The following is a 26,091-nucleotide window of genomic DNA, read 5'->3' on the forward strand; positions in this document are numbered from 1 at the left end:
TTGCAAATTCAAGAAAAGTCCGTATCTTTGCACCCGTTAAACAAAAACAATGGTCGCGTAGCTCAACTGAATAGAGTAGCTGACTACGGATCAGCCGGTTACAGGTTTGAATCCTGTCGCGATCACTTTAAAGTTTAACTAATGGCCGCGTAGCTCAACTGAATAGAGTAGCTGACTACGGATCAGCCGGTTACAGGTTTGAATCCTGTCGCGGTCACTCTAAAAATAACAAACGGTCGCGTAGCTCAACTGAATAGAGTAGCTGACTACGGATCAGCCGGTTACAGGTTTGAATCCTGTCGCGATCACAAAAGAAGGTGTCTTAAAAGGGTACCTTCTTTTTTTGTTATGCCGCCATTAGGATCATACCGGGATCAACGTAAGTTGATGGACTGTCTTTCTCTTCAAGAAAAACATCAATACGAAGAAGGCTGTGTGACAGAGGAAAGGTCTGGATATACAAAAAAAGAGTAAAGTCAATTTTTATGTAACTTTACTCTTTGCTTTCTTATAATGATTTAGTTATTAGCATTTTATATTTAACTCGTTAAGTACGTTTCGAATGGCTTCAAATGTTGTGATACGTGTTGGTACCAGTGGCAAACGAAGTTTATTCTCGATCATTCCCATTGCATTCAACATTGATTTTACTCCGGCAGGGTTTCCGTCTACGAATAACAGGTTAAATAACTCTGTAAATTTATGGTGTATGGTCAGGGCGTTGGCAAAGTCACCTTGCAATGCCAGGCGTGTCATCCTGCTGAATTCACGTGGAAAAGCATTTCCAATAACTGAAATAACCCCTACAGCTCCTAATGTGATTAAAGGGAAAGTAATGCCATCATCTCCGGAAATGACATCAAAATTGGCCGGTTTGTTTTTGATAATATCGTCCATCTGAGTGATATTGCCTGATGCTTCTTTAATTGCTATGACATTTTTGAAGTCTTTAGCAATGCGTAAAGTCGTTTCTGCGGTCATATTAACCCCTGTCCGGCCGGGAACATTATACAATACAATTGGAAGCTCTGTAGCGCCTGCAATTGCCTTATAATGTTGATAGATTCCTTCCTGTGAGGGCTTATTATAGTAAGGAACCACGGATAAGATGGCATCCACTCCGGTGAAATCATCATTTTTGAGTGTTTCTACGATAGCTCGTGTATTGTTTCCACCGACTCCTAATAGAATGGGAATTCTTCCGTTGACACGGTCGATTACCATTTTTTTGATTTTCTTTTTCTCGTCTTCGCTCAGAGTTGGAGTTTCGGCTGTCGTTCCCAGCACACACAGAAAATCTGCATTATTTTGAAGCAGATAGTCTACTAATCGCATTAATGCATCGTAATCAACGCTTTCATCCTCTTTGAAAGGAGTAATCAGCGCTACCCCCATTCCTTTCAATCTAGTCTGTATCATGAGTATTAATAATAATCTCTAAATAATTTGCTCGCAAAAGTACGAATATTTTCTTTTTTTACAGCAATAATAATATATAAAATAAGAATATAGCAGAAAAATGTTACAATATTAGCTTTAGAAATTCCTCTTCGTTCATAATTTTAATCCCCAGTTTATTGGCTTTTTCTAATTTAGCAGGTCCCATATTATCTCCGGCCAAGATAAAACTGGTTTTGGCGGAAATACTTCCCACATTTTTTCCTCCATGCTTTTCAATAAGATCTTTGTATTCGTCTCTTGAATGATGGGTAAACACACCACTAATAACGATGGATTGCCCGGCCAATTTGTCAGTATGCTCACTTAGATCTTCTTCCGGTCTGTATAACTGTAATCCTGCTATTTTCAATCGGTCAATTAATTTACGGTTTGAATCGTTTGCAAAATAGTTAAGAATACTCTGGGCAATTTTTTCGCCGATTTCATCGATGCTGACTAAAGTTTCCAAATCTGCATTTTCCAATTCTACTATGTCTTTGAATGATTTAGCTATTTTTTTAGCTACTGTCTCACCTACAAAACGAATGCCTAATGCAAAAATAACTCTTTCAAAAGGAATTTCCTTACTTTGCATAATTCCTCTGATGATGTTTTCCGCAGATTTGTCTCCCATACGATCGAGATTCTTAATGTCATCAGTCGTCAATTGATAAAGATCGGCTGTATTATGAATTAGATCTAAACGATAGAACATATCAACAGTTTCAGGGCCTAATCCGTCTATATTCATTGCTTTCCGGCTGATGAAATGTTCTATTTTTCCTTTGATCTGCGGTGGACAGGCAGTTTCGTTCGGGCAATAGTGGGCAGCTTCTCCTTCATATCTTATTAACTTGCTGCCACATTCCGGACAATGAGTGATGAATTTTACTTTTTCACCGATCATAAAACGGGCAGCAACATCTACGCCTGTGATTTTAGGAATGATTTCTCCTCCTTTCTCTACATAAACCATATCACCTATATGTAGATCGAGTCCTTCGATGATATCTGCATTGTGTAGAGATGCGCGTTTTACGACTGTTCCGGAAAGCTGTACCGGATCAAGGTTGGCTACAGGTGTAACAGCTCCGGTTCTTCCTACCTGGTAAGATACTGTATTCAGGCGAGTGAGTGCCCGTTCAGCCTGAAATTTATAGGCTATTGCCCAGCGTGGAGATTTGGCAGTGAATCCAAGATTTTTTTGTTGTTTGAGACTGTTAACTTTCAGTACGATTCCGTCTGTAGCAACATTTAAGTTTTTACGTTCTACGTTCCAATAATTAATAAAATCGAATACCTCCTGTAATGTTTGGCATTTACGCATTAGAGGAGAAATCTTGAAGCCCCATTTAGCCGCTTCTTGCAAGTTTTCATAATGTCCGTCAGTAGGCAAATTATCGCCAAGCAAGTAGTAGAGGTAGGCATCCAGTTTTCGGGAAGCCACGATTGCTGAGTTTTGTAATTTTAAAGTTCCTGAAGCGGCATTTCTGGGATTAGCGAAAAGAGGCTCTTCACGGGCCTCTTTTTCCCGGTTTAGCTCTTCGAAAACTTCCCATGGCATTAGGATTTCTCCACGGATTTCGAAAACATCCGGATAATTATTTCCATGCAGAACAAGAGGGATACTCCGAATGGTTTTTACGTTGTCTGTTACATCGTCTCCTTTTTCACCATCACCACGGGTTACGGCACGGATAAGTTTACCATTTTCGTAGGTCAAAGAGATCGAGGTACCGTCATACTTCATCTCGCAACAGATCTCAAAATCTTCATTCAATGCTTTTCGTACTCTGTCATAGAAATCGGTTACTTCATTCTCAGAATAGGTGTTTGACAATGAAAGCATTGGGTATTTATGAGCTACTTGAGTAAAGTTTTTATTGATATCGCTACCTACACGCATAGTAGGTGAGTTTTCATCTTTATATTCTGGATGTTCCTGTTCCAAAGTCTGGAGTTCTCTCATTAAGTCATCAAATTCTTTGTCGGAGATTTCCGGAGCATTCAGCACATAATAGTTGTAATTATGTTGGTGGAGTTGGATTCGAAGCTGATCTATTTTTTCTTTTACAGTCATATATTCTTTGGATTGTTTTAGGCAAAAATACGGGTTTCTCTTCGAATATTTGTACTTTTGCGAAAAATTAAAGATTATGCGTATCGATATTATAACAGTATTGCCCGAAATGATTGAGGGTTTCTTCAATTGTTCTATTATGAAACGGGCTCAAGACAAAGGGCTTGCTGAGATTTATATTCATAATTTGCGTGATTATACAGAAGATAAGTATCGTCGGGTAGATGACTATCCTTTTGGTGGATTTGCCGGTATGGTGATGAAGATAGAACCTATTGAACGATGCATTAATGCTTTGAAAGCAGAACGCGATTATGATGAAGTGATATTTACTACTCCGGATGGCGAGCAGTTTGATCAGAGGATGGCCAACAGTTTATCATTATCTGGTAATCTTATTATCTTATGCGGGCATTTTAAAGGTATTGATTATCGTATCCGGGAGCATCTGATAACGAAAGAAATTAGTATTGGAGATTATGTTCTGACTGGTGGTGAATTGGCTGCTGCCGTGATGGCGGATGCTATAGTGCGGATTATTCCGGGAGTAATTTCTGATGAACAGTCTGCTCTTTCTGATTCTTTTCAGGATAATTTGTTGGCAGCTCCTGTTTATACCCGTCCGGCAGAGTATAATGGTTGGAAGGTGCCTGAAATTTTGCTTTCAGGGCATGAAGCCAAAATTAAAGAGTGGGAACTTCAACAATCGTTGGAGCGCACCAAAAGACTTCGCCCCGATTTATTGGAAGACTAATTCTTATTGTATGTAAAAAAGAATGTCTTGCTAAAAGACAAGACATTCTTTTTTTATGAAACTATACTATTAATAATGGAATTTGTTTTCATGGAACTTCTCTATTTAATACCAGAATTTGTCTAACTTATTCCGGGATTAACAGAGAAAGGAATATCCATGTTTGAATAACTTTTTTATGGCTAATTGTGACGAAGGGCTATTATCTGTTTGTTACTATACCTCAAGTGCACCTATAATTTCAGAAACGGACTTGCATCCATGTCTTTCCAGGTAATCATTTATACCATCCATTACTTTGATGGTGATAGCCGGATCTATGAAATTTGCTGTACCAATCTGTACAGCTGAAGCCCCTGCAAGCATGAACTCGACGGCATCTTTCCAGTTCATGATACCTCCTAATCCTATGATTGGAATATTTACCGCTTTAGCAACCTGCCATACCATCCGTAATGCTATTGGTTTTACAGCTGCTCCCGACATACCTCCGGTTACGGTTGAAAGTATGGGACGTCTGCGTTCAGCATCAATAGCCATTCCCAGTAATGTATTAATTAATGATACACTATCGGCACCATTAGCTTCAGCTGCCCGTGCCATTTCGGCTATATCGGTAACATTGGGGGAAAGCTTAACGATAAGTGTCTTTTTGTAAGCAGAACGAACTGCCTGAACAACTTCTGATACTCCTTTAGTTGTTACTCCAAAAGCCATACCTCCTTGTTTTACATTAGGACATGAGATGTTTAGTTCGATAGCAGGAATTTTGTCAAGTTCATTAATAATCTCTGCCGTTTTTACATAGTCTTCAATAGCCGATCCGGAAACATTCACAATCATATGGGTTTGAATGTCCTTAATACGGGGATATATGTGATCAGAAAAATATTTCACACCCTTATTTTGCAGTCCTACAGCGTTTAACATTCCGGAAGGAGTTTCAGCCATGCGCGGATATGGGTTACCTTCACGCTTGTGAAGAGTAGTACCCTTCACAATGATACCGCCTATTCGCGTTATATCAATAAAATCTGCAAACTCTTCACCATATCCAAATGTACCCGATGCTGTCATTACGGGGTTCTTCATTTGTAGTTTACCAATATTTACACTTAAATCTGCCATAATAGTTTATTTATATTAAAAACCGGACCTTCTTTACAAACGCACAAATGCCCTTCTGTAGTATTCTCAACACAACAAAGACATGCACCTATGCCACATGCCATTGTATTTTCCAATGATACTTCACAATTGATATGATTAGCTTTGGCATATTTGGCTACTGCCATCATCATGGGCTTGGGACCGCATGTATATATCTGTTCGAAGTTTATTTTATTTAATATAGAATGTTGAGTGACATATCCTTTTTCGCCATAACTGCCATCTTCTGTTGTGGTGTAAACCTCTCCGTAAGCGGTAAACTCTTCCAGTTGGAGCAGATCTTTGTCGCTACGTGCTCCTAAAAGGAATGTTGGTTTGCTACCGCTTTTGAACAGCTGCTCGCCTAAATAAAGCATAGGAGCTGTCCCTACACCTCCACCTACTAATAGTAACTTGTCAGAAGGTGTTTTAGGCATTGTGAAACTGCTTCCAAGCGGGAGTACTACATTTATTATATCTCCTTGAGCGGCTTGTGCAAGGCGTTTTGTTCCATCACCGATGAGTTGAATCAGAAACCATACTTCGTTACGTTGTCTGTCTACATAGTTAATAGAGATAGGGCGGCGCAGGAAGGTGGTAGGTGAACCATCCACCCGAATTTCCGCAAACTGTCCCGGTAGCATATCCGGGAGGACGGACTGAGATGTCAATTTCAGCAGAACATAATTAGAATGCAATCTGAGATTCTCAGTTACTGTCAGATCTAAAATAAATTTTTTCATGTATTGTGAGTAAATTCGTATTCGTGTTGCAAAGATACGGGAAATTGTGCAAACAGTGATTTATCTGTCTTATTTTTCTCCTCTGAATGTCTCGTATGTATTATCATCGAAGAAAATTCTTATTTCAGTGATTTTTCTGGAAGGCTTTTCTATATATCTAATTTCCTGTTTTACAATCTCTTTATGGGATGTTTCGGGGCTTTCTAACGCTATTTCTCTGCGATTTTCCGGAGCCATCGTCTCATTGGACGGAATTATAGCATTCTCAGCAAATAAAGAAGGCTGAAAATCGGAAGTCGGTTGAATGGTTTCTTCCGACATATTGCCGTGCCCATATAATAACCATTCCAAATTTACATAATTATATTTTTGATGTACTTTCATGATAACATCTAAACTGGGATTGTTGCGGCCATTCAAAATGTGCGAGAGAGTGGATTGTTGGATACCTATGCTTTCAGCGAAAGCACCGGAAGCCATATTCTCTTTTTCCATGATCATTTTAATCCTATCTTTTATTTCCATATCCTTTGAAGGTTTTACAAATGTATGACTTATATATTAATTCACAAAAGTAAATGACACATTTACTAATGCACAAAAGTAAAAAATAAAAATCACAAAAGCAAATTACAAATACATAATTCATATTTTACTATTGTAAACGCAAGATAGGACTTCCTCTTTAATTCTGTTTGTATTGCCTATACAGTCGTAACAATATATAAAGTATTACTTTATATAGATATTATAATATATTGATTTATTGCAATATGTATCTATGCATTTTATCTTGTGTTGCTTGTTTATTACAAATGTGTCCATATTTTCATGCATTAGTTGAATATTTGATTGATATATATTTTTTTTCTTATTGATTATTCTGTCATTAGCATGTAAAAAAGGAAATGTTAACTACTCCCCTATTACATCTACAAATGTAAATACACATATGTAATGTCGTCTATTTACATTTGTGCTATATTTATTTGCTATACAAAAATGATATTATTACTTTTGTAAATCCATATAAGGGCTATAGTCCTTATTCACAATTGTCATATTGTATCGTTATATATGCAACAAATAGCATGGGAGTTGCTTTTGTCTTTATGCCTATTGGATATAGATATAAAGAATAGCGTGTCATCATACCTTACATTTAGGCTATAATGCCAAATTTTTGCGTTATTTCCGTATGGTTGGTTATCCAAATGAAATTATTCGATTCTGAGGAAGTCAAATATTACCTAATTATTTGATATATAGAAGAATATGCTTGTTTTTTGATATATATTTTTTTTTATATTCTAGAAAAATGAATCTATACATAGAGAAATAGCATTATGATGAAGCATTAGCACCATATCACACCCATATAGATGATTGATAGGAATCAGTATAATCACAATTTTATTATATGGGATATGTTATCTTCTTTTTGTTGATTTTTATATTGTTCTATTGGGAGTATACTTATTCGCCCCATGCAAAATCTGTTTTCTTTTAGAAGAAACAGAATACTATATTTAAGTTTTATATGTATGGTAGAGACAGGGAAAAGAGTGTAAAATTGATGTGAAGAATAAAGTGGATAATTATAGGAAAGTATATTTCGGATTATGAGGATATATTTACTCCCCATACACATATTTTATACCGGCAAAATATATGCATATAGGGAGTAGATTTAAAGTGGATTGTTTTTAATGAAGAATCTTGAAGACCAACTCGCGGAGGATGTCTCCATCACTAATTGAACCATTGCCCACACCTTTCGATTTAGCATCTGCATATCGTATTTCTCCTACAATTTGCATTGTTTTTACTCCACTGTATTTTCGCATTGCTGCCAGATAATCGCGAGCTTGCCATGGGGTTTTTAGTCCTAACATTGTGGCTACTCCTTGCTCTGATTTATCCGGTGCATAGTACGCTAACATAAGATTTGAGTAGAAATTAAATAGTAAAGAAAGTGTCATCTGTATCGGGTTTGTTTTAGGATTTTCCTCAAAGTATTTTATTATTTTATTAGCTTTGAGTATATCTTTCTCAACCAGTGCACTACGCAATTCAAAGTTATTATAGTCTTTGCTAATTCCTATGTTTTTCTCTATCTGTTCAGGTGTGACACGTTTTTGACCACTGGGTAATGTAATAATTAGCTTTTCCAGTTCGCCTGTTAGACGGCTGAGATCAGTCCCTACAAAATCGGCCAACATCGCAGTGGCTTTGGGTTCCATATCTATGCCTTTACGTTTCATGTACGAACTGATAAATGCAGGTAGTTGCGCTTCTTTTATCTTTTTAGATTCGAATAGGACACCTGCTTTTTCAACTTCTGCAGCTAATTTTTTTCTACGATCCAAAGTGCCATGCTTATGACAAATGACTAAGATAGTTGAATTTAATGGCTTTTGCAGATAATAAGATAACTCTTCTATATTGCGTATAGCTTGTGCTTCTTTTACTATTACAACCTGATGTTCGGACATCATCGGATAACGTTTAGCGGCATTAATTACGGTTGCTACATCCACATCCGCGCCATAAACCACAGTAAGGTTAAACTCTTTTTCTGTATCCGTCAATACATTGTCGGTGATATAATCGGCTATCAAGTCGATATAATAAGATTCTTCTCCCATCAAATAATAGATGGGGCGATATTGTTTGGCCCTCAATTCTTTGAGGATATCGTCGCAAGTCAGTTCTTGTTTTGCCATATAAATGTTGGTGTGGCGTTACCAGTCGAATTTCAAGTGTTTTACAGTTTTCTTTTCGTCAATAATCATTCGTAATGAAGCAATACCTATCTCTACATGTTCCTCTACATAGTTTTTAGTAACTATATTATCGCTTTTATCGGTTTTCACTCCTTCCGGAATCATAGGCTGGTCGGATACAAGCAGCAAAGCACCGGTCGGAATATGATTGGCAAAGCCACAACTGAATAAGGTTGCTGTTTCCATGTCGACTGCCATTGCACGAGTTTTCTTCAGGTATTCTTTAAAGGCGTCATCATGTTCCCATATACGGCGGTTGGTTGTGTAGACGGTTCCTGTCCAGTAATCGCGTGCATAGTCGCGGATGGCCGATGATACGGCACGTTGTAACATAAATGCCGGTAACGATGGAACTTCGGGTGGAAAATAGTCGTTTGAGGTACCTTCTCCCCGGATAGCGGCAATTGGCAGGATCAGATCACCTATTTTGTTCTTTTTATCAATTCCTCCACATTTGCCCAGAAACAGACAAGCTTTGGGAGAAATGGCGCTTAACAGATCCATGATAATGGCTGCATTGGGACTTCCCATGCCGAAGTTGATGATTGTAATCCCTTCTGCGCTGGCAGATATCATATTGGCATCTCTGCCAAGGATAGGAACATTAAATTTTTCCGCAAATATTTCTACATACTTGTTGAAGTTAGTCAACAGGATATACTCTCCAAAGTCTTCCAGATTACGTTTGGTGTAACGGGGCAGCCAATTAGCTACGATTTCTTGCTTTGTTTTCATAAGATTCCATTAAATTTGTGCTTCCAATAACAGGAAGCCATTATTTAACTTACAAAAATAGTAAATGTTATCGTTAAACCTACCAGTATTTGACACTAAAATCGCCACTCGAAATGGAAAAAATGTTATTTTCGATGTGATTCGCCGTCGTTATGTCGCGTTGACCCCCGAGGAATGGGTCCGTCAGCACTTTGTACACTTTCTTATTGTCTATAAAGGATATCCGTCGTCTCTGATGGCCAATGAGGTGCTGTTGAACTTGAATGGAACCAAGAAACGATGTGACACAGTGCTTTATAAGCGTGATCTTACTGCCAGAATGATTGTTGAATACAAAGCTCCCCACATTGAGATCACACAAGCTGTTTTTGATCAGATTACTCGTTATAATATGGTTTTGAAGGTTGATTATCTGGTTGTCAGTAATGGTATGCAACACTATTGCTGCCGGATGAATTATGATACTCAAAGTTATTCATTTCTGGCTGATATTCCGGATTATGCTATCTTGTAAAATTAACAATGTTAACAGTGAATTCGGACCCTTATTGATTTATCTTTAGGAAGTTAATATCGTAAATGTAAAAAGCTAATTGTTTATCATTACGAAGTTAACTTTAACACACTGTTAAAGTTAACTTCGTAATGACAGATTGTTGTCTTCATAATTTGTTTATAATCAGAACTATTACCTAATAACTCAACATATTCCTATTTTTATGGAATAAGCATGAAAGCACTTAATTGTTTTTGTGATAAGTATAAGAAAAAGTCTATTGTCATCCGAGATTCAGCTCGGTGACAATAGACTGTGAAATGAAAAGGACGTTTTTTACAATAGAGATAGTGATATAGAGAACTATTTCTTTTTCTTCCGATCCAAGACGTTTTCTTGGAATTTCTGCATCAATTCATAAAAATTGGGGATATATACGGTTGCCAGCAATGTATTCAGTGCCATACCAAAGACAACAGCTGCCCCAAGAGCAATGCGGCTTTGTGCCCCGGCTCCGGTAGCGAACAGCAATGGCATTACTCCTAACACAAAGGCGAAAGAAGTCATAAGGATTGGGCGTAAACGAACGTGTCCGGCTTCATAGGCAGCGTCACGTATGGAGTTGCCTTCGGCACGGAAATCGCGTGCGAATTCTACAATCAGAATTCCATTTTTAGCTGAAAGGGCAATCAGCAAAATAATTCCAATCTGAGTGTAGATGCTCACTGGGGTACCCATGACGAAGCAGCCTATCATGGCGCCCAACAGAGCCATTGGTAGTCCCATGATAGCTGATAACGGGCTTGTCCAGCTTTCGTATTGGGCTGCCAATACCAGAAATGCTACCAATAGTGCCATAATGAATACAATGGTCGTTGTGTTTCCTGCCTGCGTTTCTTGGTAAGCTACCGAAGTCCATTCGTAACCGAATTCATTGCCCAGTTGCTCTTTTATGAGATTCTCCATCTGTTGTATTCCCTCACCTGAACTACTTCCTGAGGCTACATTGCAGGTTATGGAAGCTGTTGAATACATATTGTAGCGGCTTATCTGGTCCATACCCAGACGTTCTTCAACTTTTGTAAAAGAAGAAAATGGTACCATATTTCCCGCGGCGTTGGGGACACTGAGCTTCAATACATCATCGATCACTTTCTGAGCCTGTTCCCCGGCTTCTATTTTTACCTGATAGATGCGTCCGAACTGAACAAAGTCGTTGACATAGGCTGCCCCCATGTAATAACTTAGCGTAGAGAATACATTGTCCAACTGGATACCCATAAATTGGACTTTATCACGGTCAATATTCAGGAAGTATTGTGGCACATTGGCCTGGTACATACTGGATATGGATGCGAGGGCCGGTTGTGTGTGATAGGTAGCCATCAAAGTTTCGATAGCTCTCTGCATTTCTGTCGGTCCCAGATTGTTACGATCTTCCAGTTGTAACTGTAAACCTCCCGAGGCTCCTAAGCCGGGAATGGCCGGAGGCACCATCGCAAATATCTGCGCTTCCTGAATGCCATAAGCCATTTCATTGAAACGCTCTACTACAGCTGCAGCAGTGTGTTCTTTTCCTTTCCGTTCATCCCAGTTTTTCAGTACAACGAAATAGGTACCTGTATTTGATTGTTCGCCACCTCCCATAATAGAAAAGCCACTGATACCAATGTAGTCTTTTACTTCCGGATAACTGTCTAAAATTCGGTTCACTTTTTGTCCGACAGCTTGTGTGCGTTCGAGGCTCGATGCCGGTGGCAATTGGATGACAGCGATAAAATACCCGTCATCTTCATCGGGCACGAAAGTTGAAGGCCATTTCATGAACAGAATGACAGCTATCGCTGTAATGATCCCATAAGAGATCAGTGCAAGTCCCGGACGAATGAGTAATCCTTTTACAATGCGGTCATAGAGATTCTGTGTCTTGTCATATACTTTGTTGAATCCTTTGTATATGAAAAAATTGGATGGCTTGTTATGTTCCAAAAACAAGGCACATAATGCAGGGGTCAGTGTCAACGAGTTAATGCCACTCAATACGGTAGAAGCGGCAATGGTCAAGGCAAATTGTTTGTAAAGCTGTCCGGAGATGCCACTGATCAATGTAGTTGGTATGAAAACAGCAAGCAATACCAGTACAACCCCGACAATTGGGCCGGTGATCTCTCCCATTGCTTTGGTGACGGCATCTTTAGGAGAATACTGTCCCGTTTCCAATAATCGGGAAGCATTTTCTACCACTACTATTGCATCGTCTACCACTATCGCTACGGCAAGTATTAATCCAAACAGAGTTAAAGTATTGATTGAGAATCCAAGAGCAGCCATTACTGCCAAAGTACCAATCAGTGATACAGGGATGGTGATACATGGGATGATAACAGCCCGCCAGTTTTGCAGGAACAGGAAAATAACAAGTACTACCAGTAAGGTGGTTTCCAGGAAAGTTACCAATACTTCATCGATAGATGCATTGATGACATCGGTTGTATCCAATGTCACATTATAGCTGACGCCTGCCGGGAAGTTTTGTGCAAGCTCCTGCATCTTAGCTTTGACTCCTTTGGAAACATCAAGCGAGTTTGAACCCGGTTGTTGATAAATAGCAATGGCAGCAGTGGGATGTCCTTTTAGTTTAGAGACAACATTGTACGAGGAACTGCCAAGGTCGATGCGTGCTATATCTTTCAGTCGGAGCATTTTCCCTCCTTCTCCGGTTCGGATAATGATGTTACCGAACTCTTCGGGAGATGTCAGCCGTCCCTGTACATTCAACGTATACTGGTAGGCGTTATTATTATTTTTTCCAATAGGTTGTCCGATATAGCCGGCACTGACTTCAATGTTTTGTGACTGGATAGCTTGATAAACTTGCGCAGGAGAGAGATTACGGATACGCATTGCTTCCGGATCGAGCCAGACACGCATACTGTAGTTTCCTGCCCCCATTACATTGACAGCTCCTACACCCGGTACTCGTGTTAGTTGATCTACCAGATTTAGTTGTGCATAATTCGTAAGATATAGTCCGTCGTATACAGAGTCTTTTGCCTGCATTGTGAGAAACATCACGATGTTGGATGATTGTTTCTGTACAGTTACTCCCTGGACTACAACTGGTTCCGGCAGTGAAGATTGCGCTACACTTACCCGGTTCTGTACCTGTACGGTAGCCATGTCGATATCTGTGCCTACGGCAAAGGTTATAGTCAGTGAATAGGCACCCGAACTGGATGCGGTGGAACTCATGTAAAGCATACCGTCTACTCCGTTCACTTGCTGTTCAATGGGGATGCCGACAGTTTGAGCTACAGTTTCAGCATTTGCTCCCGGATAGAAAGCAGACACCTGTACTGTAGGTGGAGTAATCTCCGGAAACTGTGCGACAGGCAATATATTTAATGTTACCAATCCCGCCACCACGATAATCAATGCCAGTACCGTGGCAAATATAGGCCGATTGATAAAGAACTTTGAAAACATGTACTTAATGATTAGAGGTTTGTGACTCGTGATTGACTGATATTGGCTTGATTTTCATGCCGTCACGCACTTTCATTAATGCCGTTGTGACGTATTGCTCTTTAGCCGAAAGCCCGCTTTTAATTTGACGTAACGTATCGTTAACCAGCTGTCCCGGCTCGATGTGGCGATAGCGCACAACATTCGAATCATTTACAATATATAGGTATTTTCCTAACTGGTCTGTTCCAATAGAGGCTTCTGGTACGAGCAATGCTTGCTTCGCTTCGGCATATGGCAATGTAATGCTGACGTATAGTCCGCTTTTCAGAACCCCTTTCGGATTATCGAGGTTGGCGCGTACGTTAAGTGTTCCTGTACCCAGGTCTACATTGGGCGATAAGTAATCCAGTGTAGCCGGATAGTTTTGTGTACCGTTTTCTCCCAAGCGTACGATAACATTTTTGGGAAGTTCTTTCTCCTTACCGGTTTGTGAAAGTAGCATGGATAGCCATTGGTTGTCTGCTACATTAAAGTAGGTATACATTCGGTCGTCTTTATAGATCGTGGCCAAAGTGACAGGTTGTCCGGCTCCGCTGATATAGCTTCCTACATCGTAAAGTGAGCGGCTGATTGTTCCATTGAAAGGAGCACGGATGTAGCAGTATCCCAGATTGGTACGTGCAGTATTCAGGGTGGCTTCAGCATTGCTAACAGCAGCGGTGGCTTCGGCAACGTTTGATTCTGCCTGTAAAACCTGTATACGACTGACTGCATCACTTTTCAAAGCTTCTTTCATTCGGGTATAGTTATTGCGGGCATATTCCAGTTGTGCAAGCGCAGTTTTCAATTGCGCTTCAGCCTGTGTTACATTATCTTTGTAGATAGTAGGTTCGATAACGAACAGGAGTTGCCCCTGCTTTACACGAGTCCCCGGTGTGAATGAGGCGGATTGCAGGGTGCCGTTGACCCGGGCTACCAGATTTACGGTTTGTTCGGTAGTCAGATATCCCGGATAATCTTTTGTCAGGGTAATGTTTTGTACGAGTGGATATGCCACACTGATTTCCGGAGTAGGCATCTCTCCTCTTCCGGCTTCTTTTTTTCCTTTACATCCGGTCATTACCAAAGGAAAGATGAGAAAAATATACATTAGTTTTTTCATTATGATAGGTCTTTATAGTTAATCATTTAGGTTTCCGGACCATCCGCCTCCCAGGGCTTGGTACATGGCTATCAGCTGGAGCAAGGAATATCCTCTTGCTTGGACCAGTTGGTTCTCATAACTGAGTAGCGAGCGTTGTGCATCCAGTACATTCTGGAATGGGGTTAATCCTTGTTTATAGAGTTCCAGTGAGAGTGTCAAGGTTTCTTGTCCTTGATTACGCACTTCGCGTAGAGCTACTATTTGCTTGATGGAGTTCCGGTAAGCATTCATGGCATTGTCTGTCTCTTGTACGGCAGTCAATACAGTCTGATTAAACTGGTTGATAGCTTCGTCTAATTGTGCTTTAGCCAGTTTGGTGGCATTTACCAATTGAGTCCCTTTAAAAAGTGTCCAGCTTAGTGCCGGTGCTATTTCATAGGTCATGCTCTTATGATGGGTCAGATCTTTCAGGTCCTTAGCAGTATAACCAAGCGAACCTTTTAGAAAAATCTGAGGCAGCCAGTCCGATTTGGATGCCCCCACTAAAGCCGCTTGAGCATTCACACTTCGTTCTGCACTACGGATGTCCGGACGACGAAGCAGTAAGTCGGCCGGAAGTCCTACTCCAATTGGTTCCATATAGTCAGGCAATATTCCTGGAGACTCTAATGTGGGACGTATCTCCTGAGGATAAGTGCCTAATAGTATAGCAAGGGTAGTAATGTATTGATTGATACCCGATTCAATTTGGGGGATAGAGGCTTTTGTGCTGAAAAACACAGATTTAGCTTGTGCTACGTCCAATTTAGAAACGAGTCCGGTATTGTATCTCACTTCTGTGATTTTCAACACGGCTTCCTGCGATGCGCAGTTCTTTTGTATTACTGCCAATTCTTGTTGCAGCTCCCGCAGGTTGATATATGCTGAAGCTACTTGGGCGCAGAGTGATACCATTGTACCGGTGTACTCTTCTTTGCTGGCAGCAAAGTTTTCTTTCTGAGCTTTTACACGGTTACGGATGCTTCCGAAGAGGTCTAATTCCCAACTCATATTCAGCGAGGCATCGTAATAATGCTGAGTGGATTGAGGCAATTCACTGGTATTGCCACTACTTTGTTGACGAGTCCATCCGGCATTCAGTCCGATCGTTGGAAAAAAGTTTCCACGCTCCATCCTTAGGTTGGCTTTTGCCATATTGATACGGTCAATAGCGGTCAGTATCGAGTAGTTTTGTTTGACCGCAACAGAAATAAGAGAATCGAGAACCGGATCCTGAAAAGCTTTCCACCATTGGTCATCCACCGGCAATACTTGCTGAAAAATTTGTGCATCTTCTTCCCATTCTTGTGGCAAAGGTTTGTCCAGATAGCGGTTCGTAGCCTGTGGAAAGGCTACGGACGAAAGAAACAGCAAGAACATGATATTTCCTATTCGTAGTTTCATAAGTTTAGGTTATTTAGAAATGAAAACATAACAACGAAAAGAAATATTTGTTTATCCTGCCTATAAGAGAATCACTATGCTTAAAGGGAATATACTTTCTTCTGTGAGAAACGGATATTAATGAATAAACCCGTAACTTTACTATGCTAACAATCGGGCTATAGTAAAATTACGGGTTTTAAATATAATGAATTCCGAACTTTTAAAATCGGACCATCAGAATATCAATGCAAGGCTTTATTCAGCTTTTCTTCTGATAGCTCTTTTGGTTGTAACGGGTGCTTCTTCTACTTTGTGCTCTATCTCCACACCTGCCAGTTCCGGGTCGATCATGATGCGTCCGCAATATTCGCAAACGATAATTTTCTTACGTGAACGGATATCCAACTGTCTCTGAGGCGGAATTTTATTAAAACAACCACCGCATGCATCACGCTGTACGTAAACAATACCCAATCCGTTACGTGAATTCTTGCGGATACGTTTGAAAGACTGGAGTAAGCGCGGCTCTATTTTTGTTTCAAGATCTTTAGCTTTATCTCTCAATTTTTCTTCCTCTTGTTTAGTTTCCTCGATGATCTCGTCCAGCTCATTCTTTTTCTGGTCAAGGTCTTTCTGGCGTTCCTCCAGTGCTTTGGTATTTTTCTCTATTTCTTCAGATTTTTCCTGCTCTTCTGCAGTGAATTCTTTGATTCTTTTTTCGCAAAGCTCTATTTCCAGGGACTGGAATTCGATTTCTTTTGTCAGGAAGTCATATTCGCGGTTGTTACGAACATTGTCTTGCTGTGATTTATATTTCTCAACCGAAGCTTTGGCTGCTTCAATTTCCACTCTCTTACCGGCGATAGCTGATTTGAGTTCGTCTACTTCCGCCTTGATCTTATCGATACGTGTACTCAGACCGGCAATTTCGTCCTCAAGGTCTTGCACTTCCAATGGAAGTTCACCTCTTAACGTTTTAATTTCGTCAATTTTAGATAATGTTGTTTGCAGCTGAAACAAAGCTTTCAACTTTTGTTCCACTGTCAACTCTTTCGGTTCATTTTTAGCTTCTCTTGCCATTTTACTTATAAATATTTAATGGGATTCGTGTTAACCTTACTAAATTGGAGTGCAAAATTAGGAAATAAATCCCGTATTATGGAATAAAAAATTTCTTTTGTGTATTGTTCGCTTTCGTAATGTCCTATTTCTGCAAGTAAAATGTCTGTTTCACGACCAAAGTAGTCATGATATTTAATTTCACCTGTGATAAAAACATCAGCTCCGCTACCTATAGCTTGTGGAATAAGGAAAGCTCCTGCCCCTCCACAGAGGGCAACTTTCTGAATCAGGCGGCCTGTTAGTTTGTTATGTTTCAAACACCCTACTTCAAATGTCTTCTTTATACGCTTCAGGAATTCAAGCTCCGATTCAGCTTCTTCCAGCTCTCCGATGATTCCTGCTCCGACCTGTGCCCAACTATTGTAAAGAGGATATAAGTCGTATGCCGGTTCTTCATAGGGATGTGTCAATAGTAACGTACGGATAACCTCTCTTTTCTTATATTCCGGCAGGATGGTTTCAATCCGTACTTCCGCTTCATGATGAAGTTCTCCTATATTTCCACAAAAAGGTTTACTTCCTTCCTGTGCACGGAAAGTTCCCTCGCCTTCTGTGTTGTAGCTGCATGAGTCATAGTCGCCTATATATCCACATCCGGCAGTGAATAAAGCATTACGGACCTCTTCGGCTTGTGCGGTCGGGACGAATGTGACTAACTTTATCAGGCAGTTCTCTTTGGGTTCAAGTATGCGTACATCTTTTAATCCTATTTTCTCAGCTATTTTATAGTTCACTCCCCCCGGAGCATTGTCAAGATTGGTATGGGCCGAATAAATGACGATGTCGTTTTTGATTGCTTTTAAGATGCAACGTTCAACATAATCTTTACCGGTAATCGATTTATAACCTTTAAAAATAAGGGGATGATGGGATATAACAAGATTACAGCCGGACGCGATAGCTTCGTCAAGCACAGCTTCGGTAACGTCAAGACACAACAAAGCCCCTGTTGTTTCCGCATCTGTCAGTCCGATTTGCAGGCCGGCATTATCAAATCCGTCTTGCAATGGCAGAGGCGCGAACCGTTCAAGGGCGCTTACAATTTCTTTAATTTTCATTATCAGTAGAAAATTTGTTGCAAAGATAAGAAAAAGCCAATACTTTACCTTGCTTTTATTGATTTTTTAATATATTTACCTCCAAATTTATAAAAGCACAAACCGATGAAGGCAATTCTATTATTATTTTTTTCTCTCTTTTTCATTATTTCATGTCAACAGCATAAAGAAACTCCTATATCTGCTACTGAAGAGGAAAATGGATTGCAAGAAACAGTAGATAGCCTTTCCAAGGCAACGGCTATTTTCTGGATCGATAAATACCATATGAAAGAAATGAAAAAGGACGATGCTCTTTCTTTTCGTACGGCCAAGGCTAAAGTTATTATTCGGACTGATGGGACGATTGCCCTTCAGTCCTTTGTGGAAGTACAGCCTGCAAATGCACAACGATATATCCGTTACCGGCTGAAAGATTTCAAAGTTAAGAAGATACTGATGGACAATCGGTATATTAATCCTGGCGAGCAATATGTGCAACTTCGCTACATACCTGCACTTGCTAAGCGTGTCAAATAGTGATTTCTACAATATTTCCTTCAGGATCCAGGATTGCACTTTCGAAATAGCCGTCTCCTGTAGTCCGTGGCTCACTTGCGATCGTAAAGCCATCCTTGCGTAGACGTTCGGTGAGTTTCAATACAGCTTCTTTACTACCGGCAGAAAAGGAGAAATGGGCCAATCCGAGGCTATCTTTTAATGCCGGGGTAGTAATGTCTTGTCGTTGCATAATTTCCAGGGAAGCGAATCCTTGGTCAAAACTGACAAAATAAGATTCAAATCCCTTTTTAGGATTGATATACTTTTCATGGCTTGTTCCGTTGAAATAAGTAATATAGAAATTTTTTAGCTCTTCTAAATGGGTACTCCAGATAGCAATGTGACTGATGTGCATATTCTTTGTAGTATTGTTTAATTATTAATGTTCGCAAATATAGGCAAATATTGATAGTAATGATTTGATTTACATCAATAATCATATCGTTTCTTTATCATTTTGTTTTTCATTGCATATTTTTCATCGACTACCCGATCGGTTGGATAGAATGTGAATGCTATGCGCCAGCCGGATTGTTGATAAATGAATTTTCTTCCGTTGGCACCTTGAATTATCTTCGCATGCTTTTCTTTTAAAAAAAAATCTATTCCTTGGGGGAGAAATTCTCCAGTTTGCAGAAAATCTGTGGTAATGAAGAATCCCGGAATATGTATTTCGCTTATTAATTGTAAAACGGAGTCGGTTAGTGTCATGGTTACTTATTTAAGGGATTCTTTGGTTATTTGTAACATACGGCCATATTCATCGAATGATTTACGGGAGGCCAGTGAGATGGTGATCATTAGTGATAGCATGGAAGCCGTAAAAGTAATGACCATAATCATCATTTGGTATTTGATGGCGACATTCGGGCTGCTTCCTCCCAGAATCTGTCCGATCATAGTACCTGGGAGTGCTACTAATCCCATTACTGAGATGTTGGCAATCAGTGGACTGAAGGATTTTATAATAGCTTGCCGTATAAATGGTGCCTGTGCTTCCTGGCGGGTGGCGCCATTGCCGAGCAGATAACAGTACAATTGTTGCTCCCGTTTCAATCCGCTGTAATATGTATTCAATGCAATGACATTGCTTGATAACATATTTCCCATTAAGATCCCGAAGATAGGGATAAAATATTGAGCGCTGAAGACGTTGTCCAGTTGCAATACAATGCCTATGAAATACATGCCAACCAGAACAACACTACACAGAAATCCAACGGATATAGGGATCAAAAGTACTTCACGTTTTAGCCCGGTGCGCATTAAGGCGGTTTGTCCGGCTACAAAAATCATGATGATAACCCAAAGAAAATTAATCCATGGATTGTTCCACAGGAACAGGTATTTGAGGTACATGCCTATCAGGAAGAGCTGTATAATCATGCGCCCCGTCCCTATCAGGGTGGCTTTCAGTAATCCGGTCTTGAATTTCCACAGGTAGAAAAGCGGGATTGCCAATAGTAGTAGTCCTACGAGTAGGTTGAAATAAGATATATCGATAGTTCCCATATAACTATAATGTGATTAGCTGGTTACATCCGTAGGCGAATGCCCGGTCATGTGAAACGGCAAGTATAGCTGTTCCTTTTGTTGTCTGGTTACGTAGAAAAGCTAAAACTTTATCTGTAGAACCGGAATCCAATGCAGATGTCGGTTCGTCTACAATAATCAAAGGCTTTTCCAGCATAGCTGCCGCTGCTATCATAATGCGTTGGCGTTGTCCACCGGATATTTCTCCTACCCGCTTCTGGTATAAGTCCTTGTCCAGACCTAATTCATCAAAATAAGTGAAGAGTTTTTCCTCAGAAAAAGAGATATGTCGGTTGGCTTTTAGTGCAAAAGGTAGTGCTATCATTTCTTTTACCCATTCGGAGGGAAGCGCTAACTCTTGTGGAATCCAAGCTATATGTCGGCGTATAATATCAATGGTGGCAGGTTCAAGTAAAATATCCCCTACTTTGATTCGGCCTTTCCGTAAAGGAACGAATCCCATGATTGCGTTGAGCAGAGAAGTCTTTCCACGTCCGGATTCTCCTGTTATACAAGCTGTTTCGCCTTTTTTAAGCTGCATGCAAAACTCAGAAAAAAGTATATCCTCCCCGAAAGCAATGCATGCATTGTCTATTTGTAACATTGTGTATCTTTAAATCTATCTTGCAAAGTTAGTGAAAATTCATAATATGTGCGGGATTTCTTTTATCTTTGTATCACTAATTAATGGACAAGATATGATACTGAACGAACGAGATAGTCGCCACGAGCATATATTGAATGTGGCACGGCAGATGATGACTGCTGCCCGTACCGCCCCTAAAGGGAAAGGAATTGATATCATAGAAACTGCAGTTGTCACCGGTAAAGAAATACAGTTACTTTCGGACACATTGAAAGTTATGTTCGAAGAGATGGGAATGAAATTTTTCTTGCGGGATGCAGATAATATTCTCCAGGCTGAATGTATTCTGTTAATAGGTACACGGGAGCAAGCACAGGGACTGAATTGTGGGTATTGCGGTTATGCTACTTGTGCGGGGCGTGCCGAAGGTGTGCCTTGTGCATTGAATAGTATTGATGTGGGTATTGCTATTGGTTCGGCATGTGCTACAGCTGCTGATCTGCGGGTAGACACCCGTGTAATGTTTTCGGCCGGATTGGCTGCCCAACGTCTCGACTGGTTGAAGGGGTGTCGCCAAGTAATGGCTATTCCGGTTAGTGCTTCTTCCAAGAATCCATTTTTTGATCGTAAATCTAATAAATAACATAGATAGCAAGTGGCATTCAAAGATGTATCCACTTGTTATCCGTATCCTATTCTTCAAAAAACTAAAATATAATGGGAATAATAGTCGGTCTTCCTACTTCAGGAGGTTCAGAGAAAGATTTGCAACTGAACTTTGGTTTAACTGTCGATGATCAGGTAGAGATGTTGGCTCCTTTTCTGCCTGCGGAATGGTTTTTGCAAAGTGGTGTGCAATTAACATGGCCGCATGCTGAAACAGACTGGGCATATATGCTTTCTGAGGTTCAGGAATGTTTTATCAACATAGCTCGTGAAATTGCCAAGCGTGAGCTTTTGCTTATTGTTACTCCCTGTCCGGAGGTGGTAAAGAATCAGATAGCCGGAGTAGTGAATATGAACAATGTACGTTTTCTGGAGTGCGAAACGAATGACACTTGGGCACGTGATCATGGGGCCATCACTCTGATGAATACGAATGGAGCATGTTTGCTGGACTTTACTTTCAATGGTTGGGGAGAAAAGTTCGAAGCCGGTTTAGATAATCAGATAACCCGTAAGGCTGTAGAGGCTGGAGTTCTGAAAGGGCAATATAAAGATTGTCTGGACTTTGTGCTTGAAGGTGGTTCTATTGAAAGTGATGGTATGGGGACATTGCTAACTACTTCCGAATGTTTATTGTCTCCGCATCGTAATGCACCGATGAATCGGGTTGACATAGAGGAACACCTCCGCAGAGTATTTCATTTGCAACGGGTGTTGTGGTTGGATCATGGTTATCTGGCCGGAGATGATACGGATAGTCATATAGACACATTAGCCAGGTTTTGTTCTCCGGATACAATTGCATATGTGAAGTGTTCCGATCCCAAAGATGAACATTATGAGGAGCTTTATAAAATGGAAGAACAGTTGAAAACATTCCGTACGGCATCTGGTGATCCTTATCGTTTAATGGCATTACCTATGGCGGATAAAATAGAAGTATCTGGAGAAAGACTGCCTGCAACGTATGCTAATTTTCTGATTTTGAACGATTCTGTGCTCTATCCCACTTATAATCAGCCGGAAAATGATGAACTGGCAAGAACAGTGCTTCGTGAAGCTTTCCCGGCATATGAAGTGGTGGGCATTGATTGTCGTGCACTCATTAAACAACACGGGTCATTACATTGCGTAACAATGCAATATCCGATGGGAGTCATTAAATAATAAAATTTGAGTATGAGAAAAATAAAAGTAGGAATCATTCAACAGGCCAATACGTCAGATATTAGGATGAATCTGATGAATCTGGCTAAAAGCATTGAAGCTTGTGCCGCTCATGGCGCACAACTCGTCGTTCTTCAGGAACTTCATAATTCATTGTATTTTTGCCAAACTGAAAATACTGATCTATTTGAATTGGCGGAACCGATTCCGGGACCTTCTACAGGATTCTATTCCGAACTGGCGGCAACTAACCGGATAGTGCTTGTTACTTCTTTATTTGAGAAACGTGCTCCGGGATTATATCATAATACAGCCGTTGTTTTCGATCGGGATGGAAGCATTGCCGGTAAATATCGTAAAATGCATATACCTGATGATCCGGCCTATTACGAAAAGTTTTATTTTACTCCGGGAGATATTGGTTTTGAACCGATACAGACTTCTTTGGGTAAATTGGGAATATTGATTTGCTGGGATCAATGGTATCCCGAAGCTGCCCGTCTGATGGCATTGAAAGGAGCTGAAATTTTGATTTATCCTACTGCCATCGGTTGGGAAAGTTCAGATACGGATGATGAAAAAGCCCGTCAGCTCAATGCTTGGATTATTTCTCAGCGCGCACATGCGGTGGCCAATGGACTTCCGGTGATTTCTGTAAATCGTGTAGGCCACGAAGCCGATCCGTCAGGGCAGACCAATGGTATTCTGTTTTGGGGGAATAGTTTTGTTGTTGGTCCTCAAGGTGAATATCTGGCGCAGGCAGGAAATGAACGTCCCGAAAATATAGTTGTTGAAGTAGATCTTGAACGCTCGGAAAATGTACGTCGCTGGTGGCCTTTCCTTCGTGACCGACGTATAGATGAATATGGTAACCTGACGAAACGTTTTATCGATTGAAGTCTTACGTTTCTGTAAATATAAAAAGTCCCGCAGAGTCTATAATCTGCGGGACTTTTTATTGAATATTTTAAAATAGTTTTTATCTAAATGTAAGTTTCTTATTGACGATGAAGTTTACTGTTCCGTAGATAAACAATCCCAGGAATTGTGCCAGATACTCATTTACATCCCCACATTCTACCAAAGTAACTAAAAAGAGGAACTGGGCGCTATATGCCAATCCGAAAGCTGAACAAAAGAATAATATCTGCTTCCAGATATTATTCTTTTTATTTTCAATCGGAAAGATCCAATATTTGCTCCAGATAAAATTATGTATCTGGGCTACTATGTACGCTGTAATGTTAGCCGGAATGTAATCGTATGACAATTCATCCATCATCAGCCAAATAACAAAGGCTGTGATTAATGCATTGAGCGTACCAATTACGGCAAATCGAAAAATGCGTACTGACTCTTTCACTTACTCCTTAATATCTACAATCAGATTCAGTTCTTCCAGTTGTGACGGATCAAGTGCTGCAGGAGCATCCAACATAACATCACGGCCTGAATTATTTTTCGGGAATGCAATGCAATCGCGGATTGAGTCGAGTCCGGCAAAAAGAGATACCCAACGGTCCAATCCGTAAGCCAAACCACCGTGAGGAGGCGCACCGAATTTGAAGGCATTCATCAAGAAACCAAATTGTTCTTGTGCACGTTCCGGAGTAAATCCGAGTAGTTCGAACATTTTATTCTGTAACTGGCTGTCGTGGATACGGATTGATCCTCCTCCTACTTCTACACCATTGATTACCATATCGTAAGCGTTGGCGCGTACAGCTGCAGGATCTGTATCCAACAGATGGATATCTTCCGGTTTGGGAGAAGTAAACGGATGGTGCATAGCCATTAGACGACCTTCTTCTTCACTCCATTCGAATAGAGGAAAGTCTACTACCCATAAGCACGCGAATGTGTTTTTATCACGTAATCCCAATTGATTACCCATTTCCAGACGCAGTTCACAGAGTTGCTTACGAGTTTTCATGGCATCATCTCCCGATAAAATCAGAATTAAATCGCCTGGTTTAGCTCCAAAAGCTTCTTTCAATTGTTGTAATACTTCTTGCGTATAGAATTTATCTACACTTGATTTTACAGTACCGTCGGCTTCAATACGGGCGTATACCATGCCTTTTGCACCAATTTGCGGTTTTTTCACAAATTCAGTCAAGGCATCCAGTTGTTTACGAGTATAGCTGGCTGCACCTTCGGCACAAATACCACCAATATATGTAGCATTATCAAATACAGAGAAACCGTGTCCTTTCAGGATATCCATTAATTCAACGAATTCCATACCGAAACGAATATCCGGTTTGTCGCTACCATACAGTTTCATTGCTTCACTCCAAGGCATGCGCGGGAATGGTTCTGTCAGTTCAATATTACGAATAACCTTAAACAGGTGTTTAGCCATTCCTTCAAATGTAACGATTACATCTTCTTGTTCTACGAAGCTCATTTCACAGTCTATTTGAGTGAACTCCGGCTGTCGGTCGGCACGCAGGTCTTCATCACGGAAACATTTGGCAATCTGGAAATAACGATCGAAACCGGAAACCATCAACAATTGTTTCAAGGTCTGTGGAGATTGTGGCAATGCGTAGAATTGTCCCGGATTCATGCGGGAAGGTACAACAAAATCACGGGCTCCTTCCGGTGTTGAACCGATCAATACCGGAGTTTCTACTTCCAGAAAGCCCAGTTTATCAAGATAACTACGCACTTCGATTGTCATTTTATGACGTAACTCCAGATTTGAACGGACAGCGTTACGACGTAAGTCCAGATAACGGTATTTCATGCGGATATCGTCACCACCATCTGTGTTATCTTCAATGGTAAAAGGAGGAGTAATGGCTGAGTTCAAGATATTCAGTTCCGAAACAATAATTTCAATATCACCGGTCGGAATATTTCCGTTCTTACTAAAGCGTTCGTTGACGGTTCCGACAATCTGAATAACGAATTCACGCCCCAGCTTGTTGGCACGTTCGCAAAGCTCAGCGTCTATTTCTTCATTAAATACTAATTGAGTGATACCGTAGCGATCACGAAGGTCAACAAAAGTCATACCTCCCATTTTACGGCTGCGCTGTACCCATCCCGACAGCTTGACTTGTTTATTAACATCGGAGATTCTTAATTCTCCGCACGTGTGCGTTCTGAACATATTTAATATATTATTTTTATATTTTTGTTAAAGTAGTCTGCAAAAGTACATATTAATTCGGATTCTGTACTATTTCTA

General features: G+C 40.4%; 24 protein-coding genes and 3 tRNA genes. 9 read left to right on the plus strand and 18 right to left on the minus strand.

Annotated elements, in window-relative coordinates:
* The first annotated feature begins 51 nt into the window (after window positions 1-51).
* From QK890_RS01030 to QK890_RS01040, 3 genes are all read left to right on the plus strand, one after another.
* Window positions 52-125: transfer RNA gene (locus tag QK890_RS01030), tRNA-Arg, on the plus strand.
* 18 nt (window positions 126-143) lie between these two features.
* Window positions 144-217: transfer RNA gene (locus QK890_RS01035), tRNA-Arg, on the plus strand.
* A gap of 17 nt (window positions 218-234) precedes the next feature.
* Window positions 235-308 (plus strand) — tRNA-Arg (locus QK890_RS01040).
* A gap of 217 nt (window positions 309-525) precedes the next feature.
* Here QK890_RS01040 and dapA read toward each other — a convergent pair.
* Both dapA and ligA read right to left on the minus strand, forming a co-directional pair.
* On the minus strand, window positions 526-1,419 hold the full coding sequence (gene dapA, locus QK890_RS01045) for a 4-hydroxy-tetrahydrodipicolinate synthase (RefSeq protein ID WP_005806263.1): 894 nt from the start codon (window positions 1,417-1,419) through the stop codon (window positions 526-528).
* 103 nt (window positions 1,420-1,522) lie between these two features.
* Window positions 1,523-3,520: an NAD-dependent DNA ligase LigA gene (ligA, locus tag QK890_RS01050; RefSeq protein ID WP_005777859.1), complete on the minus strand. Its 1,998-nt coding sequence runs from the start codon at window positions 3,518-3,520 to the stop codon at window positions 1,523-1,525.
* A 76-nt stretch (window positions 3,521-3,596) separates the two neighbouring features.
* Here ligA and trmD point away from each other — a divergent pair, with 76 nt between their 5' ends.
* Window positions 3,597-4,274 carry a tRNA (guanosine(37)-N1)-methyltransferase TrmD gene (gene trmD, locus QK890_RS01055; RefSeq protein ID WP_005777857.1) on the plus strand — a complete coding sequence of 226 codons (678 nt, stop codon included), beginning with the start codon at window positions 3,597-3,599 and terminating at the stop codon, window positions 4,272-4,274.
* Between the two features lie 216 nt (window positions 4,275-4,490).
* Here the strand turns inward: trmD and QK890_RS01060 are convergent, their stop codons facing one another.
* From QK890_RS01060 to QK890_RS01080, 5 genes are all read right to left on the minus strand, one after another.
* The gene (locus tag QK890_RS01060; RefSeq protein ID WP_032539276.1) at window positions 4,491-5,402 is read right to left on the minus strand and encodes a dihydroorotate dehydrogenase; all 912 of its coding nucleotides are present in this window, start codon (window positions 5,400-5,402) and stop codon (window positions 4,491-4,493) included.
* Window positions 5,390-6,166 carry a dihydroorotate dehydrogenase electron transfer subunit gene (locus tag QK890_RS01065; protein ID WP_005806253.1) on the minus strand — a complete coding sequence of 259 codons (777 nt, stop codon included), beginning with the start codon at window positions 6,164-6,166 and terminating at the stop codon, window positions 5,390-5,392. The genes QK890_RS01060 and QK890_RS01065 overlap by 13 nt, the downstream gene beginning before the upstream one ends.
* A 69-nt stretch (window positions 6,167-6,235) precedes the next feature.
* Window positions 6,236-6,691, minus strand: a complete 456-nt coding sequence (locus QK890_RS01070; RefSeq protein ID WP_005806250.1) for a helix-turn-helix transcriptional regulator — start codon at window positions 6,689-6,691, stop codon at window positions 6,236-6,238.
* 1,181 nt (window positions 6,692-7,872) lie between these two features.
* Window positions 7,873-8,892, minus strand: coding sequence for a DNA polymerase III subunit delta (holA, locus tag QK890_RS01075; RefSeq protein WP_005777846.1), 1,020 nt, complete (start codon window positions 8,890-8,892; stop codon window positions 7,873-7,875).
* Window positions 8,893-8,910: 18 nt separating this feature from the next.
* Window positions 8,911-9,687 carry an AMP nucleosidase gene (locus tag QK890_RS01080; RefSeq protein WP_005777845.1) on the minus strand — a complete coding sequence of 259 codons (777 nt, stop codon included), beginning with the start codon at window positions 9,685-9,687 and terminating at the stop codon, window positions 8,911-8,913.
* A gap of 64 nt (window positions 9,688-9,751) precedes the next feature.
* On the opposite strand from QK890_RS01080, the gene QK890_RS01085 reads away from it, so the two are divergent.
* On the plus strand, window positions 9,752-10,201 hold the full coding sequence (locus QK890_RS01085) for a type I restriction enzyme HsdR N-terminal domain-containing protein (protein ID WP_005777844.1): 450 nt from the start codon (window positions 9,752-9,754) through the stop codon (window positions 10,199-10,201).
* A gap of 345 nt (window positions 10,202-10,546) precedes the next feature.
* On the opposite strand, the gene QK890_RS01090 is transcribed toward QK890_RS01085, so the two are convergent.
* The 5 genes from QK890_RS01090 to QK890_RS01110 form a co-directional block, all read right to left on the minus strand.
* On the minus strand, window positions 10,547-13,669 hold the full coding sequence (locus tag QK890_RS01090; protein ID WP_005777843.1) for an efflux RND transporter permease subunit: 3,123 nt from the start codon (window positions 13,667-13,669) through the stop codon (window positions 10,547-10,549).
* Between the two features lie 4 nt (window positions 13,670-13,673).
* A complete protein-coding gene (locus tag QK890_RS01095; protein ID WP_005820339.1) occupies window positions 13,674-14,813 on the minus strand; it encodes an efflux RND transporter periplasmic adaptor subunit in 1,140 nt (379 codons plus the stop codon).
* Between the two features lie 18 nt (window positions 14,814-14,831).
* On the minus strand, window positions 14,832-16,238 hold the full coding sequence (locus QK890_RS01100) for an efflux transporter outer membrane subunit (RefSeq protein ID WP_005806235.1): 1,407 nt from the start codon (window positions 16,236-16,238) through the stop codon (window positions 14,832-14,834).
* A 237-nt stretch (window positions 16,239-16,475) separates the two neighbouring features.
* Window positions 16,476-17,300, minus strand: a complete 825-nt coding sequence (locus QK890_RS01105; RefSeq protein WP_005777840.1) for a zinc ribbon domain-containing protein — start codon at window positions 17,298-17,300, stop codon at window positions 16,476-16,478.
* A 5-nt stretch (window positions 17,301-17,305) separates the two neighbouring features.
* Window positions 17,306-18,400, minus strand: a complete 1,095-nt coding sequence (locus QK890_RS01110; RefSeq protein ID WP_005777839.1) for a Nif3-like dinuclear metal center hexameric protein — start codon at window positions 18,398-18,400, stop codon at window positions 17,306-17,308.
* A 105-nt stretch (window positions 18,401-18,505) separates the two neighbouring features.
* On the opposite strand from QK890_RS01110, the gene QK890_RS01115 reads away from it, so the two are divergent.
* On the plus strand, window positions 18,506-18,919 hold the full coding sequence (locus QK890_RS01115) for a DUF4891 domain-containing protein (RefSeq protein ID WP_005806231.1): 414 nt from the start codon (window positions 18,506-18,508) through the stop codon (window positions 18,917-18,919).
* Here QK890_RS01115 and QK890_RS01120 read toward each other — a convergent pair.
* The 4 genes from QK890_RS01120 to QK890_RS01135 all read right to left on the minus strand — a co-directional run bounded on the left by QK890_RS01120 (window position 18,912) and on the right by QK890_RS01135 (window position 21,077).
* Window positions 18,912-19,295, minus strand: coding sequence for a VOC family protein (locus QK890_RS01120; protein WP_005777837.1), 384 nt, complete (start codon window positions 19,293-19,295; stop codon window positions 18,912-18,914). The genes QK890_RS01115 and QK890_RS01120 overlap by 8 nt on opposite strands.
* Before the next feature lie 74 nt (window positions 19,296-19,369).
* Window positions 19,370-19,651: a hypothetical protein gene (locus QK890_RS01125; protein WP_005777836.1), complete on the minus strand. Its 282-nt coding sequence runs from the start codon at window positions 19,649-19,651 to the stop codon at window positions 19,370-19,372.
* 6 nt (window positions 19,652-19,657) lie between these two features.
* The gene (locus QK890_RS01130) at window positions 19,658-20,452 is read right to left on the minus strand and encodes an ABC transporter permease (protein ID WP_005777835.1); all 795 of its coding nucleotides are present in this window, start codon (window positions 20,450-20,452) and stop codon (window positions 19,658-19,660) included.
* Window positions 20,453-20,456: 4 nt separating this feature from the next.
* Window positions 20,457-21,077: an ATP-binding cassette domain-containing protein gene (locus tag QK890_RS01135; RefSeq protein ID WP_005777834.1), complete on the minus strand. Its 621-nt coding sequence runs from the start codon at window positions 21,075-21,077 to the stop codon at window positions 20,457-20,459.
* Window positions 21,078-21,171: 94 nt separating this feature from the next.
* Between QK890_RS01135 and QK890_RS01140 the strand changes: the two genes are divergently transcribed.
* The 3 genes from QK890_RS01140 to QK890_RS01150 all read left to right on the plus strand — a co-directional run bounded on the left by QK890_RS01140 (window position 21,172) and on the right by QK890_RS01150 (window position 23,789).
* Window positions 21,172-21,702, plus strand: coding sequence for a ferredoxin domain-containing protein (locus QK890_RS01140; RefSeq protein WP_032539374.1), 531 nt, complete (start codon window positions 21,172-21,174; stop codon window positions 21,700-21,702).
* Between the two features lie 74 nt (window positions 21,703-21,776).
* Complete coding sequence (locus QK890_RS01145; RefSeq protein WP_032539277.1) at window positions 21,777-22,892, plus strand: agmatine deiminase family protein; 1,116 nt, start codon at window positions 21,777-21,779, stop codon at window positions 22,890-22,892.
* 12 nt (window positions 22,893-22,904) lie between these two features.
* The gene (locus QK890_RS01150) at window positions 22,905-23,789 is read left to right on the plus strand and encodes a carbon-nitrogen hydrolase (RefSeq protein ID WP_032537067.1); all 885 of its coding nucleotides are present in this window, start codon (window positions 22,905-22,907) and stop codon (window positions 23,787-23,789) included.
* 82 nt (window positions 23,790-23,871) lie between these two features.
* On the opposite strand, the gene QK890_RS01155 is transcribed toward QK890_RS01150, so the two are convergent.
* Together QK890_RS01155 and aspS are read right to left on the minus strand one after the other, a co-directional pair.
* On the minus strand, window positions 23,872-24,255 hold the full coding sequence (locus QK890_RS01155) for a GtrA family protein (RefSeq protein WP_005777830.1): 384 nt from the start codon (window positions 24,253-24,255) through the stop codon (window positions 23,872-23,874).
* Window positions 24,256-26,013 carry an aspartate--tRNA ligase gene (gene aspS, locus QK890_RS01160; RefSeq protein ID WP_032539278.1) on the minus strand — a complete coding sequence of 586 codons (1,758 nt, stop codon included), beginning with the start codon at window positions 26,011-26,013 and terminating at the stop codon, window positions 24,256-24,258.
* Between the last annotated feature and the right edge of the window lie 78 nt (window positions 26,014-26,091).

Source organism: Bacteroides sp. NGMCC 1.200775 (assembly GCF_040798045.1).
GTDB lineage: Bacteria > Bacteroidota > Bacteroidia > Bacteroidales > Bacteroidaceae > Bacteroides > Bacteroides hominis.